The organism is Myceligenerans halotolerans (genome assembly GCF_054782975.1).
In genome coordinates, this window is record NZ_BAAGRL010000012.1 from 99,840 (window position 1) to 115,186 (window position 15,347).

Below are 15,347 nucleotides of genomic sequence, written 5' to 3' on the forward strand. Positions count from 1 at the left end.
CAACCACCGGGCCGTGTGCCGCCCTCTTCAGGGTTGCCCGCACGCGGCCCGGTGACCGTACGAATGATCTCGGGGTGGATCGTGACGATCGAAAGAAACGCCGTACCGGTCCCCGACCTGGACCGCGAGACCGAGGCCCTAGAAGAGCAGTTCTCCGGGCCGCCGGCACGCACCGGGAACCGGCACGCGTTCCGCGTCGACATCCCGCGCCCCCGGCGCGGAGCCGCCGCCACCTGGCAGGACGGCCTCAACACACGAGCGCTCACCTACGACCTGATCGCCGTCGGCCTCGGCGTGGGCCTCGGGTACTTCCTGCGGTTCGACCGGGCCGTCGAGGTGGAACTGCTCGAACCGCGCGGGGGGCTGTACGTGCTCCTCAGCGTCGTGCTCGTCGAGGGCTGGGTGCTCGCCCTCGGCCTCGCCGGGTCCCGGCGGCCCGAGATCATCGGGTCCGGCCGCGAGGAGTACCTGCGCGTGGCCCGGGGCTCCCTCGGCATGTTCGGGCTCGTGGCCGTGATCTGCTTCCTCGCGAAGTTCGACCTGGCGCGCTCGTATGTGGCGGTGACCCTCCCGGTGGGGCTCGCGCTGCTCCTGCTCGGGCGATGGCTGCTGCAGCGGCGGCTGCACGAGCGGCGGCTGAAGGGCGAGTGCCGTCGCCGTACCGTGCTGGTCGGATCCCGCGAGGCCGTCCGCGACCTGGGGCGGCGCATCGAGCGCGCGAGCGGCGCCGGGTTCGAGGTAGTCGGCGTGTGCGTGCGCGGCGGCGTCGGATCGGCGTCGCCCGTCGACGGCGTGCCGGTGCTCGGCACCGTCGAGCAGGCCGCCGACGTCGCGGCGAGGGTCGACGCCGACGCCGTGGCGGTGACGGCGCACGAGGACGCCACCCCCGCCGCCCTGAAGCAGCTCGCCTGGGACCTGGAGCCCACGGGCGCGAAACTCGTCGTGGTACCCGGCCTGGCCGACGTCGCCGCCCCGCGTCTCGTCATCACGCCGGTCGACGGCGCGCCGATGGTCCAGGTCACCCACCCCGGCTACACGGGACTGCAGCACGGCGCCAAGCGGGCGTTCGACGTCGTCGGCGCGGCCGTCATCCTGGCGGTGACGCTCCTGCCCCTCGTTGTCTGCGCCCTGCTCGTGCGCCTGACCTCGCGCGGGCCCGCGCTCTTCCGCCAGCAGCGCATCGGGCTGAACGGCGAGCCGTTCACGATGTACAAGCTGCGATCCATGCGCCTCGGCTCCGAGGTACGACTGACCGAGGCGCTCGGCGCCGAGGCGGGCATCTTCTACAAGCCGAGGAACGACCCCCGCGTGACGCGGGTGGGACGCTTCCTGCGCAAGTACTCGATCGACGAGTTCCCGCAGCTCGTCAACGTCCTCAAGGGCGAGATGAGCCTCGTCGGCCCCCGCCCGCAGGTGGCGGACGAGGTACGGCAGTACGACGCCATGTGGAAGCGCCGCCTGTACGTCAAACCCGGGCTGACCGGCCTGTGGCAGGTGAGCGGGCGCAACGACCTGCCCGTCGACCAGAGCGTGCGGCTGGACCTGTACTACGTCGAGAACTGGTCCCTGCTCGGGGACGTGGGGATCCTCCTGCGCACGGCACGGGAGGTCTTCATGCCGAGCGGGGCGTACTGAGAGGAGAGCCCGTGGGCACAGACGGCGATGTCGCCCTGATCACCGTGACCTACAACAGCGCCCGGACGCTGACGGAGTTCTGGCGAGAGCGACCCTTCGGCCGATATCCGTGGATCGTCGTCGACAACGCGTCGTCCGACGGCTCCGCGCACGTCGCCCGGGAACTGGGCGCTCGCGTCCTGGAACTGCCGTCCAACCAGGGGTTCTCGGCGGCCAACAACGTCGGCGCCCGGGCCGTCGACACCGAGGTGCTGGTCTTCTGCAACCCGGACGTCACCGTCACCGAGGACGGGATCGCCGCGCTCGCCGACGGCGCCCGCCGCCACGGCGGCATCATCGCGCCACAGCTGATCAACGCCAACGGGACACCGCAGGAGAACGGCCGCGGCACCCCGTTCCTCACGAGGAAGCTCAGGCACCTCTTCCGCCTCCCGGACGAGCGGTACCAGCGCTTCGCCCGGCCCGGCGAACTGGTCGCCGTCGTCTGGGCGATGGGAGCCGCGCTCGCGATCACGCGGCGCGTGTTCGAGGCGCTCGCGGGCTGGGACGACGGGTTCTTCGTGTACTACGAGGACGCCGACCTGGGGGTGCGGGCGTGGGAGCAGGGCCGGAGCGTGCGGGTCGACGGGGACGTGCGCTGGCAGCACGGCTGGGCCCGCGAGACCGGGCGGGGCATCTCGGCGCGCGCGTGGAAGCTGGAGCTCGCGGGCGCCTGGCGCTTCTACCGGAAGCACCCGTACTGCCTCGTTCCGGTGGGCCGGCAGGCGGAGCGGCTGCACCGGATCGACTCGGCGGGCGCGATGATCGGGGTCCGCGCATGAGCGGCGGCACGGACCGGACCGGAGCGGCGCGCCGCAGGTGGAGCGCCACACCGCAGGTGTCGCTCGTCATGACGGTGCTGGACGAGGAGCGCGACCTTCCGGCGTTCCTCGAGTCGCTGTCGGCGCAGACGCTGCTGCCCGACGAACTGGTGGTCGTCGACGGCGGTTCGGCGGACGCGACCGTCCCGATCCTGGAGACCTGGGGTGCGACGGCCGCCGTGAAGCTGACGGTGATCGAGGCGGCCGGCGCCAACATCTCCGAGGGCCGGAACCTCGCCGTCGGACGGGCCCAGCACGAGCTCATCGCCGTGACCGACGCGGGTACCTGCCTCGACGCGGGGTGGCTCGACGCGCTGGTCGCGGCGAAGCGGGACGACGTCGACGTCGTCGCCGGGTTCTTCGAGCCGATGTGGACGTCGTGGAACGAGCGGCTGTTCGCAAGCGTGCTCATGCCGCTGCGCGACGAGGTCGACGCGGAGACCTTCCTCCCGTCGAGTCGCTCGCTGCTCGTCACCCGGGACGCGTGGCGAGCGGCCGGAGGCTACCCGGAGTGGCTCGACTACTGCGAGGACCTGGTCTTCGACCTGGCCATGAAGCGGGCCGGGCTCCGGTTCGCCTTCGCACCCGAGGCGGTCGCCCGCTGGGCGGCGCGGGACACCTGGCGTGCGTACGCGAAGCAGTACTACCGGTACGCGCGCGGCGACGGGAAGTCGGGCCTCTGGCCCCGGCGGCACGCGCTGCGCTACGGGGCGTACGCGATCGGGGCGGCCGGCATGTTCGCTCCGTTCCCGGCGGTGCTCCGGCCGCTGCTCGCGCTCGGCTTCCTCGGCTACTGCGCCAAGTTCTTCCGCCGCGCCTGGCGGCGGCGGCCGCCGGGGGCGCTCGCCACGCTCCGCTTCCTGGCGGCGGTCCCGGCCGTGGTGGTGACGGGCGACCTGGCGAAGATGGCCGGCTACCCGGCGGGGCTGGCCTGGAAGCGCAGATCGCGCTCGGGGGAGTAGGCCAGCATCAGCACCGTGGCGAGGCACATCACGAAGAAGAGCTCGTTGTGGCTGGAGTAGAACGTCGTCGCGGCCATCAGCGCCACGAAGAAGCAGGCGAACATCAGCTCACCCCGGCGCAGCAGGCGGACGAACGCGTGGACCGCGAGGATCACGAACCCGGCGGCCACCCACAGCGGGAACTCGACCAGGATCGACCCGAGGCTGGAGTGCATCGGCGCGGTGCCCTCGGCGATCGCGGCGAAGGGCAGCCGATAGAGACGCAGGTCGACGTCGCTGTTGTCCAGGGTGCCCGCGAACCCGCCGGGCGTGATCCCGAACAGGACGTTCCAGAGGTTCTCCATCTTGAGCTGGGCGCCGGCCAGGAGCAGGTCCAGGTGGCTCTCCGTGGAGGCCGCCGCCGCGCCGTCGTCGGCGAGCACGCGCGTCAGCCCGGCGCTGAACCGGTCGCCGGCCAGGAGGCCGACGGCGACGGGGGCGGCGAACGCGACGGCGAGGACGAGGTGGGAGAGGTAGACCTGCCAGGCCGCGCGCGCGTCCCCCCGCACCTGCCGGTAGGTGAGGACGAGCGCGACGAGGAGGAAGGGCGCGAACGTGTAGGGAAGGCGGGACGGCGTGATCAGGGCGATGCCGAACAGCGCGAGCGCGACGACGATCCGGTGCGGGCCGCGACCGAAGCGCAGCGCCGCGAAGGCGAGGAAGCACGCGGCCACCGAGCCGTGCGACTTGTCGTCGAACCCGAGCGTCGGGAAGGTGACACCCCGGGCGACCTCGAGGACGTAGGCGACCAGGAGCACGACGAGGCTGAGCGGGATCGCCCGGCGCACCCCCTCGGCGAATGCCGGGCCGGCCGACCGCTCGCGGCACGCGCGATAGATCCCCGTCAGGTAGATCACCGCCAGCAGGAAGTAGCCGGCGTGGAAGGGTGACGCCGTCCAGTCGTACTGGAGGGCCGTCGCGACCGCCGCGATCACCACCGACGCGAGGCCCAGCCCCAGCAGGACGAGGTCCTTCGGTCGCAGCAGCCTCGGAAACGCCAGGAACAACAGGAACGTCCCGACGATCTGTGCGACGTTCGAGATCGCGAAACGGCCCGCGAGCTTCATTCCGAGCAGCATTCCGACGATCATGACGACGGTGGAAGTGATCATCAGGCGTCGTGCCCGCGGGCTGATATCCGGTTCGCCCGCATTCTCCTTCACGGGTGAGGCGAAGAGTGTCATTCTCGGGTGTTTTCCTCGCGCGGGCGGCCGGTGTCGCCCCACCATATCCGGGGCCGATGGAGGCCGCATTGTCGGCGCGCGATCCCGGACTTGTCGGGATACGCTCCCCATCGGGAGGCGGGTGATTTTCCGCGCCCCGCACAGGGTGTCTTCTTCCCGGCGAATTCTTCTGAATGCTCCCGGCCCGGAGGTCTTATGGGACTGGCTGAATACCTCGGTGTGCTCCGCAAGTACTGGATGACCATCGCGGCGACCGTGGCGGTCGCCGTGGTGCTCGCCGTGGTCGTGACGGCGCTGGCGACGCCGCGCTACCACGCGTCGTCCCAGGCTTTCGTCTCCGTGCGGGGAGGGGACGACTCGGTGAGCGCGCTCGTGGCGGGCCGGAACTTCTCGGCCGAGCAGGTGACCTCGTACACCGAACTGGTGACCAGCCCTCGCGTGCTCGAACCCGTGATCGAGGAGCTCGGCCTCGCGGACACTCCCGCGTCGCTCGCGGCCCGCGTGTCCGCCGAGCGTCCCAAGGGCACCGTGCTCATCAACATCGCCGTCACCGACGAGTCGCCGTCGGTCGCGGCGGGGGTGGCGAACGGCATCGCGGACAGCCTGGCCACCGTGGTCCCGGAGCTGGAGACCGAGGAGGGGAGCGACACCTCCCCGGTCGAGATCAGCACGGTCCGCGAGGCGACGGTTCCCGAGGCGGCGGCCTCGCCCCGTCCCGCACTGAACGTCGCCCTCGGGCTGCTGGCGGGTCTCGTGCTGGGCGTCGGGATCGCGGTGCTGCGCGACCTGCTGGACACGCGGGTCCGGACCCCGGAGGACATCGAGGCGGTCACCGGCGCGTCCGTGATCGGCATGATCCCGCTCGACGCCGAGACCCCCAGGCAGCCGCTGATCGTCTCCGAGAGCCCGCACAGCCGGCGCGCCGAGGCGTTCCGGCGGCTGCGGACGAACCTGCAGTTCCTCGAGGTCGGCAGCGGCTCGCGATGCTTCGTCGTCGTCTCGGCGCTGCCCGGGGAGGGCAAGTCGACGACGGCGATCAACCTGGCGATCACGCTGGCCGACGCCGGCTCCCGGGTCGCGGTGGTGGACGGCGACCTGCGCCGCCCGAGCGTCTCGCGATACCTCGGGCTGGAGGGCTCCGTGGGCCTCACGACGGTGCTGATCGGCAAGGTCGATCTCGCCGACGCCATGCAGTCCTGGGGGAACGAGAACCTGTCCGTGCTGCCGTCCGGCCAGATCCCGCCGAACCCGAGCGAACTGCTGGGGTCGGTCCAGATGGTGCGCACCATCGAGCGGCTGACCAGGGAGTACGACGTCGTCCTCATCGACTCCGCACCGCTCCTGCCCGTGACGGACGGCGCGATCCTCGCGAAGATGACGGGTGGCGCCATCCTCGTCGTCGGCGCGGGCGTCGCGCACAAGGCGCACGTGCACGAGGCGGCCGGATCGCTGCGCACGGTCGACGCCGACCTGGTCGGCACGGTCCTGAACCGGGGCGAGCCCGCCGAGCGATCCGGCTACCGGTACGGCTACTACTCGAGCGACGAGGACGGCGTGCCGTCGGGCGGGGTCCACCGGGGGTCGAGGAGCCCGCTCGGCCTGCGGGGGATCGTGCGCCTCAGCCGGCACGCGACGGGCCTGGGCCGCCGGGCCGCCCGCCTCGGTCACCACTCCACGCGCCCGGAGGCCCGCCGTGTCGCCGGCCGGATCGCGCTCGGCAGGCGGACCGCCGGCCGCGCCGGGGCGCGAGCGGACGGACCTGTGGACGGACGTGTCGCGGAGGCACCGGCCGCGGGCGTGGCGGGGGACCGGGCCGTGGTGGGCGCCGGGACAGCGGCGGAAGCGGGGACGACGACGGAGGCCGGGGCGACGGCGGAAGCCGCGGCGACGGCGGTGAGGACTACGGCAGCCAGGACGGCGGCGGAGGCCGGGACTGCAGCGGAGGCCCGGACGGCGGCAGTGGCCAGGACGGCGGCGGAAGTCGTCGCCGCGGCGGCCGGGGAGCCCGCGGTGCCCGGCGCCTCCGCGACGCCCGGCGTACCCGCGAGGCCTGGCGTACCCGCGACGACCCGGGAACCGTCCCGGGAGGCGCGGACGACCGCCGCAGACGCGGTACCCGGCGGCCATCCGGCGTGGCGGCCCGAGGAGGAGCCGGAGATCCCTGCCGACGACGAGACCACCGACCCGGCGGACGACCTGGCCGACCAGATCTCGTGGCCGCCCGTGAGATCACCCCACTGAGGCGAGCAAGGAGCACCTGACGAGTGATTGCGCAGCTGGACCGGGAGTACGTGAGCACGGCCGGGATCCCGCCGGCGATACGGCGGCTCGCCGCCTACGTGTTCTTCGAGGGACGGCCCGCCGTCGTGCGCGGCCAGTGGTTCAACCCGGTGGTCCGGGCGAACCTCGACCTCGGGATGCGCCTCGGGATCCGTGAGGTGGACCGGCCGGTCTTCGTCGTCGGCATCGGGAGGTCCGGGACGACGCACCTGAGCCGCCTGCTGAGCGCCCACCGCGACGTCGCCTGGCTGAACGAGCCGAAGATGATCTGGAACATGATCCACGGCGGCGAGGACGTGAGCGGCTTCTACGCGCCCCGCGGGCGGTTCCGCCTCGACGCGCGGGACGCCGGCCCGGACGTCCGGGAGCGGGCCGAGAAACTCTTCGGCTACTTCCTCTCCGCGGTGCGTGGCCGCCGGCTGGTCGACAAGTACCCGGAGATGACCTATCGCATCCCGTTCCTCAAGGCGCTGTTCCCGGACTGCAAGGTCGTGGCGATCGTGCGGCGTCCGGACGACTTCGTGAACTCGGTCCTGGCCTGGAACGAGCGGAACGGTCACGACGGCGAGGACTGGTGGGGCGTCGGCGACAGCAAGTGGGACCACATGCGCGCCGAACTCGTCCCGGGCGACGCGGCGGTCGACGACGCGCTGCGGTCCGCGGGCGGGAGCCCGCCGAGCCCTGCCGAGAAGGCCGCCACCGAGTGGGCCCTGGGGATGCGCTCGATCCTCGTCGCGCGCCACCAGATCGACGAGCTCGTGCGGTACGAGGACCTGGCACTGCACCCGCAGAAGACCATCGAGGGGCTGCTGGAGACCTGCGAGCTCGAGCACAGCCCCGCGGCGCTCGCGCTCGCCCGGCGTTCGACGTCGAGCAGGCTGCGGGACGAGCGCGCGGACTTCGGCGCGCTGCACGACGTCGTCGCCGACACGCGGGAGGCGATCGGCGTATGAGCCCGGCGATCTCCGTCGTCGTCCCCTGCCTGAACGGGGCCGACGTGCTCCCGCGGCAGCTCGACGCGCTCCTGGCGCAGGACTTCGACGGCGAGTACGAGATCGTCGTCGCGGACAACGGATCCACGGACGGGAGCCGCGGCGTCGTGGCCGGCTACGCCGCCCGGGACGCGCGCGTGCGAGGCGCCGACGCCGGGCAGGTGCGCGGGATCAACCACGCGCGGAACGTCGGGGTGTCCTGCGCCCGCGGCGAGTTCGTCCTGCTGTGCGACTGCGACGACGAGGTGCAGCCCGGCTGGCTCGCGGCCATGGACCGGGCGCGGGCGGCGGGAAGCCCGTGCGTCGGGGGTGACCTGATCCGCGAGCTGCCCGACGGGACGGTCACCGTGCGCGAGAGCGGCGTCGAGCGCTCGACCTGGCCCGACGTCCCCCGGCCCTTCGGCGCGAACTGCGGGTTCGCGCGAGAGGTCTGGGAGACGATCGGCGGCTTCGACGAGTCGTTCCGGGGCGGCGGGGACGAATCCGACTTCTTCTACCGGGCACACCTCGCCGGCTTCCCCACGACGGCGGTGCCGGACGCGGCCATCCGGTACGTGGAGCGCGACGGCGTGCGCGCGATCGCGCGGCAGTACTTCAACTACGGCAAGGGCCGCGCGAAACTCTTCGGCAAGTTCCGCCGGTACGGCATGCCGCGCCCCGCGCCGTGGCGGCTGCCGCTCGTCGTGGGAGGCGCCGTCGTGTTCATCCTCGTGGGCGGGCGGGGCGGCGTGCAGCGGCGGCGGGGCATCGGGCTGGTGGCGAACCGCGCCGGCCGGGTCGTGGGGAGCTGGCGGGAGCGGACGTTCTGTGTGTGAGGTGGTGCGGCGGCGCAGCCGCCGCACCACGTCAGACGCGGTCCGCTATGACCCTTCTGGCCATGCGGCCCAGCCTGCTGCGGAGCTGTGGGGGGATGACGCCCAGGGCTTGGCGGGGGAGGAGTTTGCGGGCGCGGCGGTAGGCCGAGGCGTCGTCGAGTTGTTCGTGGGCGAGGGCGAAGTCGGCGCGGAGGGCGTCGGCGGCCGGGTACGTGGCGGGTGTGTCCGACTCCGGCGTGGCCAGCGTGGACAGGTGGTCCCACGTGCGCTCGGCGACGTCGCGCAGGTAGGGCGGGATCGAGAGGTCGTCCCAGGTGACCGAGACCCGCCGCAGGTCCGGGTCAACGAACGCGTCGACGGCGGCCGCCGCCTCGGCGTCGGTCCGGAGCGCGCGCGTGATCCCGAGCGTGCCGGCGGCCCGGCCGACCGGCCCGCGCCAGCTCGACAGGAGCTCGTCGTACCCGATGAAGGCGCGGGGTGCGCCGCGGGTCGCGAGTTCCGTGTGGAGCATGCCGTTGACCCACATCGCGATGCCGTCCGCGTCCCGTTGCGGGCCGTAGTAGGTGGACTTGCTGCGCACCACCTCCGGCGGCGGCCGGAGCATCGTCGCGAACGAGGCCCGCGCGCCGGCCGTCCCGGCGGCGCGGCGCCAGGGAGTGAGGAACCAGATCAGGCGCGGATCCTTGAGCACGAGGTGGTCGGCGACGCGGAAGTGCTCGTCGAGCCAGGCCGCGGCCGTGGCGGCGGTGCCCGCGTTCGCGGCGGCGTGCTCGACGGCGATCGCCGCGCCCGGGCGAGGATCCGCGACGGCCACGCCCGCCCGACGGAGAACGGCGTCGTGCAGATCGACCATCCAGCGTGGTTCGTTGAAACCCCGTGGATTCGTCTGATCCGCGTCGACCTCCGGGGCGGGAACGTGGAATCCGAGCCGCCGCAGAATTCCCGCGATGGTGCTCGTTCCACTCCGGCCGGAGCCGACGACGAATATCGCTTCACGGCGGTGGCTGTGGCTGCTCATCGGACCAAGTTTCACGCGGCCCGGGGCGCTGTGCATCCGCTGGGGAAAAGCCTGCGCAGCGCTTTCGTCGCCGTCAGCGGGGGCGCAACTCCGCAAGCGTCGGTAACGTCGTCGGACATGGGCCGAATTCCACGGGGCATTCTGCATATCGGCGCGGAGAAGACCGGCACGACGGCCATTCAGACCGCCCTCGTGAATCAGTCCGACGAACTGCGGCGGCACGGCATCTGCTATCCGTCGTCGTTGCGCTCCGGACGCGTCGCCAGCCACACGCGACTCGTGACCGCCGCGGCGGACCCGCACCGGATCGACGATCTGCGTCGCTGGGCGCGCGTGACGAGCCCGGCTCAAGTTCCCGCGCACCGGGAGGCCGTGACACGCGGCCTGGCCGAGGAACTGGCGTCGTCGGACCCGGACGTCCTGCTGCTGAGCAGCGAGCACTGCCAGAGCCGGCTGCGGAGCCCGGCCGAGATCGCCATGCTCCGCCGCCTGCTCGCGAGGTTCTGCGGCGACGTCACGGTCGTCGTCTACCTGCGGCCGCAGCACGAGGCGGCGCTCAGCCTCTACAGCACTCGTCTCAAGGCGGGCCTGCCGGCGGGGGACCCGCTGTCCGGGAACCCCGTGCAGCCCGGCTACTTCGACTACGGCGCCCTGGTGGAGCGGTGGGCGGAGGCGTTCGGGGAAGATCACCTACGGGTCCGGATCTACGAGAAGGACGCGCTCGTGGGCGGAAGCGTCCTCGAGGACTTCCGGGACGCGACCGGCCTGCCGGTGCCGCTGCATCCGGCCGCCCGGCCGGCGAACCCGTCGCTCAGCCCGCGCGGTCTGCGGGTGCTCGGCGCGGTCAACACGGTGCTGCCGCGGTTCGTGCTCGGCCGGAAGAACCCGGTGCGGGCACCGGTCGCGCGCACGGTGGAGCGGCTGTTCCGCGGCGGCGGGCCCGTGGTGGGCCGGGCGGAGGCGGTCAGGTTCTACGAGCAGTTCGCGGCGACGAACGAGGTGGTCCGCCGCCGCTTCTTCCCGGAACGACCGACGCTGTTCAACCCGGACTTCGGGGCGTACGACTGAGTTCGGCTGAGTTCGTCGCTCACCTGAGGACCTTCCGGCTCTTGAGCGGCTTCGGTGACCGTGTCGAAGCCGTGTCGGCGGGTCACGGCTTCCGCGCTTCGGAGCGCGCGGCATTCACGCCGAACTTCCTGGCGCGCTCGCGTTCGTCCAGCAAGCAGTTGCCCAGCAGCCTGGCGAGTGCGGGTCGATCATCGGTGTCGAGCGCGGCGATGTACTGCTCACGGAGGTCGACCTCGATGATCACCGGAAGGCCGAACGCCGTGAGGGTCTGCCACATGACGAGCATCCGTCCGGTACGGCCGTTGCCGTCGGCGAACGGGTGGATTCGTTCGAAGTCCGCATGGGCGGAGGCGATCGCCTCGATCGCCTCCGAGCCCTTGAGGTTCTCGGCCTGCCACTGGGCATTTTCCGCCCACTGTTCCATGAGCCATGGCACGTCGGCGGGTTCGGCGGTCTCGACGCGTGAACCGAGGATTGCGTTCTGAGTCGTCTTCCACTGTCCGTGGTCGTCGCGGATGTGGTCCAGGAGATCGCCGTGCAACGCACGGATGAACGTGCCGGAGAGGCGTTCCCCGGACGCCGAGTGCTCGACGACGGAGGCCAGCGCCTCCCGGTGGTTGGCAACTTCGTAGAGCTCGCGCATCGACTTTCCACCCGAGGGAGCGATCTCGTCGACCAGGAGGGTGATCGTGTCGGAGACAGTGAGGCTGTTGCCCTCGATCGCCGACGAGTGGTGTGCGATACGGACGAGGACGTCATCGGCGTAGTCCGGTGTCAGATGGTCCGATATCGCGATCCTGTCGAAGAACGCGCCGCGGGTGAGCGTCATCGGGCGAACTCCTCGTCGATGCGGGCCATGACGTCGTCGTACGAGAGGTCTGAACGCCTGCGGACAGGTTTCACCTCGATCGCACCATCATGCGCCGTGACGTCTACGGTGTCGCCGACTGCCAGGCCGAGCGCCCTGAGGTCCGCCGGTGAGATGGTGATCCCGGCGGATGTGCCGACAGTGATGATCTTCCTGCGCATACGAATATCCTACGCCAGGCATTCGAACAATGTCTCTGCCGGCTCCCTTGGCGCCGTCCCCCGTCGCCGCAGCCCGGACTACGAGGCCAGCGCTCGCCCGCCCCACGGGGCGGCGCCGTGCAGGTCGTCCACGTCGTAGCCCAGGCGCGCGATCCGCGCCGCGTAGCGGTCGGTGATCTCGCGGCGGTAGCGCGGCAGCAGAGCCGGATCGGTGACCTCCCGGGCCACCGCCTGCCGGGCCCGCCACGGGCGGCGTCCGGCCCGCCGCACGTGCCCGACGGCGCGGCGCAGCACGCCCGAGCTCGTGGCCCGCCACGCACGCTCGTAGGTGTCGCTGCGGCGCACGTCGACGGCGTCGGCCGCGATCGGCGGCGTCCCGAGGAACCCGGCGACCCCCGCCAGCACCTCCCCGGGCTCGCGCATCAGGTGCTCGTACCGCACCACCAGCAGGTTCTCGATGTACTCGGCGTCATCGGCGAAGAGCTCGTGGGCGTGCACCCAGTGCTCGACGAGCCGGGGCAGGCCGACCCCGTAGCGCCCGGTGCGCGGCCCCGCCCACTTGCGGATCGCCAGCGCCTGCACCACGGGGTGGCGGGTCACGGCGATGAACCGCGCGTGGGGGTACAGCTCCTGGAGGTACCGCATCTTGGTGAGGTTCGGCGGCGACTTCTCCACGAGGAAGCGGGCGGCGTGGTCCCAGTACGGCGACCACGCGTCCCACAGTTCCCGGGCGGCGCGCGGCGTGGCGTCGTCCTCCGTGAGGTGCGCCTCCGGGGCGAACGCCCACCGGTCCATCCGGCCCCGCGCGCCGGAGTACACCCGCTGGAGATGCTGCCCCTCGTCCATCGGGACGCCGGTGTCCCGCAGCCCCGAACTGCCGGGCACGGTCCCCAGGATGTCCGCGACGAGCGTGGTGCCGCTGCGGTGCATCCCGCCGATGAACACCAGACGATGCCCGTCCCAGGGCGCGGGGTCGATCGACATGCACCTACCTTGACCGCGACCGGCCCGGAGCGCATGTCGGCCGCGCGCCGTCGTCGTCGGCCCTGACGGCGAGGACCGGCGTCGCCAGCACACCGCATCGCGCGCTCGCCGCGCGAGCGCTCGCCGGCCTGCCTACCGTGGGCATCGTGCCCCACCCGACCGCGAGCCTCGCACGGACCGGCGCCCGCGGTGGCGTGGTGACGCTCGCCGGGCAGGTCGCGACGGTCCTGACCCGCACGGTCGCGCTGATCGTCCTCGCCCGCATGATCGCGCCGGAGGCGTTCGGGCTGGTCGCGATCGTGACCGCGATCGCCGCCTTCGCCACCGCCGTCATGCTGTTCGGCATCCCCATGGCGGTGGTCCAGGCGGAGCGCGTCAGCGCGCGCGCCAAGTCGACGCTGTTCGGCGTCAACGTCGGCCTGGGCGTCCTGTTCACGGCCGCGATCTACGTCTCGTCCGGCCCGCTCGCGCGGCTGTACGACGACGACCACCTGGCGGACATCGTGCCCTGGGTCGCACTCGTTCCGCTCATCAACGGCCTGATGATCCAGTCGCGGACCCACCTCGTGCGCGACCTCCGGTTCACCCGCCTGTTCCTGGCGGAGACGGCGGGCCTCGTGGCCGGCGTCGCCGTCGCGGTCCTCCTCGCCGTCCGGGGGGCCGAGATCGAGGCGGTCGTGGCGCTGCAGATCGCGCCGGTCGCGATCCAGGCGCTGCTGATCGTCATCGCGGCCCGCTGGCTTCCCGGACGGCCGGGAGAACTGCGCGAGGTCGGGGCGCTGCTCCAGGTCGGGATGCGCATCCTGGGGATGAACGTGCTCAAGAGCGGCGCCCGGAATGTCGTCGTCCCCGTGATGGGCCTGGCCGTGCCCGCCGCCGCCGTCGGCGCGTTCGACCGGGCCCAGCATCTGGTCGTCACGCCGATCAACCTCACCGTGGACCAGATGCAGCGCGTCGCGGTGCCCGTGCTGTCACGGCTGCGCCACGAGCCCGGGCGGATGCTCGCCTACATGCAGCGCGCGCAGCTCCTCGGCGCCTACGGCACGGCCACCCTGTTCCTCCTGACCGCGGCCCTGGGGGAGCCGCTGGTCCGCATCCTCCTCGGGCCCGGCTGGGACACCGCCGGGACGGTGATCCAGATCCTCGCCGCCGGCGCGACCTGCCGGGCCCTCGCACAGGCGATGCAGTGGGTGTTCATCTCGGCCGACGCGACCACGCAGGGCCTGCGGTTCAACCTGTGGTCCCAGCCGCTGGTCGCCGTGCTGTCGCTCGCGGGGCTGCCGTGGGGTGTGATCGGCGTCGCCGTCGCCAACTCCGTCGCGTGGGCGCTGCTGTGGCCGACGGCGACCCTGGTGGCCGCGCGCTCCGCGGGCTTCCCGGCCGGGTCGCTGTTCCGGGGACCCGCGCGGGCGCTCCTGCTGTTCGGGCTGCCCGTGATGCTCGCCGCCGCGGTACCGCGGCTCCTGGATCTGGGCGACTGGCCGACCGTCCTGCTGGGCACCGGGCTGGCGGCGTGCGCCGGCCTGGTGGCGCGGTGGTGCTTCCGGCCCGTGCGAGCCGATCTCGCGGCCCTCGCCGCCACCGTGCGTCTCGCGCTGTCACGGCGCCAACCTGCACGAACGGGACTGATCTGACACACTTCCTGACATGCCTGAAGCATCGAAGATCGTGAAGGCCGCGTCGGCGATCCTGCTCGACTTCGACGGACCGGTCACCAGGCTCATGCCGCCGAGCGTCGCCGCCACTGCGGCCGACGCCGCCCGCCGGGGTCTCTTCAACGCCGCCGTTCCGGTCCCCAAGTCGCTCGAGAAGACCAAGGACTATCTCGAGGTGCTGCGCCACGCCGGCACCCTCGACCGCGTCGCGATCCGCATGACCGACGACGCCTGCATCAAGGCCGAGGTCGCTGCCGCCACGAAGGCCGAACCCACACCCGGCGTGCGCGAGATGCTGAAGGCCGCCGCGAAGCGCGGGCAGGAAGTCGTCATCATCAGCAACAACGCGCCCGAGGCCATCGAGACCTTCCTGAACCGGACCGACCTCGCCGGGTACGTCGGGCTCGTGATCGGACGGCCACCCCGCCGCCCCGACCTCATGAAGCCGAACCCGTTCATGGTGCGGGGAGCACTCACGCGCATCGGGATATTGCCAGACGACGCCGTCATGGTCGGCGACTCGGCCACCGACATGCAGGCGGCGCGAGCCGCCAAGGTCCCCGCCGTCGGCTTCGCGCGGACCGCCGGCAAGGTCAAGACCCTGTTCGACGCCGGAGCCGACGACGTGACCGAGGACATGGCGGAGCTGGCCTGAATTGTTCCCTCCATGAACCGCACGTGACCCTGCAGGGGCCGATCGGCGCGGCGCTCGGCATCTGACGCGGCGGTCGGTCCCCAGTTTGCTCCGGCTGGTTCCGTGTGGTCGGGGGTTTTGCGTGTGGTCGGTCAAGTGATTGACCGACCACACGCAAAACCCCCGACCACA

General features: G+C 72.1%; 14 protein-coding genes. 9 read left to right on the plus strand and 5 right to left on the minus strand.

Annotation, left to right across the window (positions count from 1 at the left end):
- The first annotated feature begins 81 nt into the window (after positions 1-81).
- The 3 genes from ACYVK5_RS09610 to ACYVK5_RS09620 are packed head-to-tail and all read left to right on the plus strand — an operon-like array spanning position 82 to position 3,457.
- Complete coding sequence (locus tag ACYVK5_RS09610) at positions 82-1,635, plus strand: sugar transferase (RefSeq protein WP_460704236.1); 1,554 nt, start codon at positions 82-84, stop codon at positions 1,633-1,635.
- A gap of 11 nt (positions 1,636-1,646) precedes the next feature.
- Entirely contained in the window at positions 1,647-2,456 is an 810-nt protein-coding gene (locus ACYVK5_RS09615; protein WP_460704238.1) for a glycosyltransferase, read from the plus strand.
- On the plus strand, positions 2,453-3,457 hold the full coding sequence (locus tag ACYVK5_RS09620; RefSeq protein ID WP_460704240.1) for a glycosyltransferase: 1,005 nt from the start codon (positions 2,453-2,455) through the stop codon (positions 3,455-3,457). Before ACYVK5_RS09615 ends, ACYVK5_RS09620 begins: the two co-directional genes overlap by 4 nt.
- On the opposite strand, the gene ACYVK5_RS09625 is transcribed toward ACYVK5_RS09620, so the two are convergent.
- Complete coding sequence (locus ACYVK5_RS09625) at positions 3,409-4,608, minus strand: hypothetical protein (RefSeq protein ID WP_460704242.1); 1,200 nt, start codon at positions 4,606-4,608, stop codon at positions 3,409-3,411. The two genes, ACYVK5_RS09620 and ACYVK5_RS09625, sit on opposite strands and share 49 nt — an antisense overlap.
- A gap of 267 nt (positions 4,609-4,875) precedes the next feature.
- Here ACYVK5_RS09625 and ACYVK5_RS09630 point away from each other — a divergent pair, with 267 nt between their 5' ends.
- The 3 genes from ACYVK5_RS09630 to ACYVK5_RS09640 are packed head-to-tail and all read left to right on the plus strand — an operon-like array spanning position 4,876 to position 8,767.
- Positions 4,876-6,921, plus strand: a complete 2,046-nt coding sequence (locus tag ACYVK5_RS09630) for a tyrosine-protein kinase domain-containing protein (RefSeq protein WP_460704244.1) — start codon at positions 4,876-4,878, stop codon at positions 6,919-6,921.
- Positions 6,922-6,944: 23 nt separating this feature from the next.
- On the plus strand, positions 6,945-7,913 hold the full coding sequence (locus tag ACYVK5_RS09635; RefSeq protein WP_460704246.1) for a sulfotransferase family protein: 969 nt from the start codon (positions 6,945-6,947) through the stop codon (positions 7,911-7,913).
- The gene (locus ACYVK5_RS09640; RefSeq protein WP_460704248.1) at positions 7,910-8,767 is read left to right on the plus strand and encodes a glycosyltransferase family 2 protein; all 858 of its coding nucleotides are present in this window, start codon (positions 7,910-7,912) and stop codon (positions 8,765-8,767) included. The genes ACYVK5_RS09635 and ACYVK5_RS09640 overlap by 4 nt, the downstream gene beginning before the upstream one ends.
- 31 nt (positions 8,768-8,798) lie before the next feature.
- Here the strand turns inward: ACYVK5_RS09640 and ACYVK5_RS09645 are convergent, their stop codons facing one another.
- A complete protein-coding gene (locus tag ACYVK5_RS09645; RefSeq protein ID WP_460704250.1) occupies positions 8,799-9,785 on the minus strand; it encodes a sulfotransferase family protein in 987 nt (328 codons plus the stop codon).
- Positions 9,786-9,977: 192 nt separating this feature from the next.
- Here ACYVK5_RS09645 and ACYVK5_RS09650 point away from each other — a divergent pair, with 192 nt between their 5' ends.
- Positions 9,978-10,853 (plus strand): hypothetical protein, encoded by an 876-nt coding sequence (locus ACYVK5_RS09650; protein ID WP_460704252.1) that lies wholly within the window; start codon positions 9,978-9,980, stop codon positions 10,851-10,853.
- A gap of 82 nt (positions 10,854-10,935) precedes the next feature.
- Here ACYVK5_RS09650 and ACYVK5_RS09655 read toward each other — a convergent pair whose 3' ends face one another.
- The 3 genes from ACYVK5_RS09655 to ACYVK5_RS09665 all read right to left on the minus strand — a co-directional run bounded on the left by ACYVK5_RS09655 (position 10,936) and on the right by ACYVK5_RS09665 (position 12,866).
- Positions 10,936-11,682: a Fic family protein gene (locus ACYVK5_RS09655; RefSeq protein ID WP_460704254.1), complete on the minus strand. Its 747-nt coding sequence runs from the start codon at positions 11,680-11,682 to the stop codon at positions 10,936-10,938.
- Positions 11,679-11,882 (minus strand): AbrB/MazE/SpoVT family DNA-binding domain-containing protein, encoded by a 204-nt coding sequence (locus ACYVK5_RS09660; protein WP_460704256.1) that lies wholly within the window; start codon positions 11,880-11,882, stop codon positions 11,679-11,681. Before ACYVK5_RS09660 ends, ACYVK5_RS09655 begins: the two co-directional genes overlap by 4 nt.
- A 78-nt stretch (positions 11,883-11,960) precedes the next feature.
- On the minus strand, positions 11,961-12,866 hold the full coding sequence (locus ACYVK5_RS09665) for a sulfotransferase family protein (RefSeq protein WP_460704258.1): 906 nt from the start codon (positions 12,864-12,866) through the stop codon (positions 11,961-11,963).
- 146 nt (positions 12,867-13,012) lie between these two features.
- Here ACYVK5_RS09665 and ACYVK5_RS09670 point away from each other — a divergent pair, with 146 nt between their 5' ends.
- Positions 13,013-14,500 carry a lipopolysaccharide biosynthesis protein gene (locus tag ACYVK5_RS09670; protein ID WP_460704260.1) on the plus strand — a complete coding sequence of 496 codons (1,488 nt, stop codon included), beginning with the start codon at positions 13,013-13,015 and terminating at the stop codon, positions 14,498-14,500.
- A gap of 13 nt (positions 14,501-14,513) precedes the next feature.
- On the plus strand, positions 14,514-15,176 hold the full coding sequence (locus tag ACYVK5_RS09675; RefSeq protein ID WP_460704262.1) for an HAD family hydrolase: 663 nt from the start codon (positions 14,514-14,516) through the stop codon (positions 15,174-15,176).
- Positions 15,177-15,347: the final 171 nt, after the last annotated feature.

What these genes read in the sequence shown, in the direction of transcription:
- ACYVK5_RS09665 (WP_460704258.1), bottom strand. Translation starts at nt 12,866, where the DNA reads ATGTCGATCGACCCCGCGCCCTGGGACGGGCATCGTCTGGTGTTCATC.
- ACYVK5_RS09660 (WP_460704256.1), bottom strand. Translation starts at nt 11,882, where the DNA reads ATGCGCAGGAAGATCATCACTGTCGGCACATCCGCCGGGATCACCATC.
- ACYVK5_RS09620 (WP_460704240.1), top strand. Translation starts at nt 2,453, where the DNA reads ATGAGCGGCGGCACGGACCGGACCGGAGCGGCGCGCCGCAGGTGGAGC.
- ACYVK5_RS09625 (WP_460704242.1), bottom strand. Translation starts at nt 4,608, where the DNA reads ATGATCACTTCCACCGTCGTCATGATCGTCGGAATGCTGCTCGGAATG.
- ACYVK5_RS09640 (WP_460704248.1), top strand. Translation starts at nt 7,910, where the DNA reads ATGAGCCCGGCGATCTCCGTCGTCGTCCCCTGCCTGAACGGGGCCGAC.
- ACYVK5_RS09675 (WP_460704262.1), top strand. Translation starts at nt 14,514, where the DNA reads ATGCCTGAAGCATCGAAGATCGTGAAGGCCGCGTCGGCGATCCTGCTC.
- ACYVK5_RS09630 (WP_460704244.1), top strand. Translation starts at nt 4,876, where the DNA reads ATGGGACTGGCTGAATACCTCGGTGTGCTCCGCAAGTACTGGATGACC.
- ACYVK5_RS09655 (WP_460704254.1), bottom strand. Translation starts at nt 11,682, where the DNA reads ATGACGCTCACCCGCGGCGCGTTCTTCGACAGGATCGCGATATCGGAC.
- ACYVK5_RS09645 (WP_460704250.1), bottom strand. Translation starts at nt 9,785, where the DNA reads ATGAGCAGCCACAGCCACCGCCGTGAAGCGATATTCGTCGTCGGCTCC.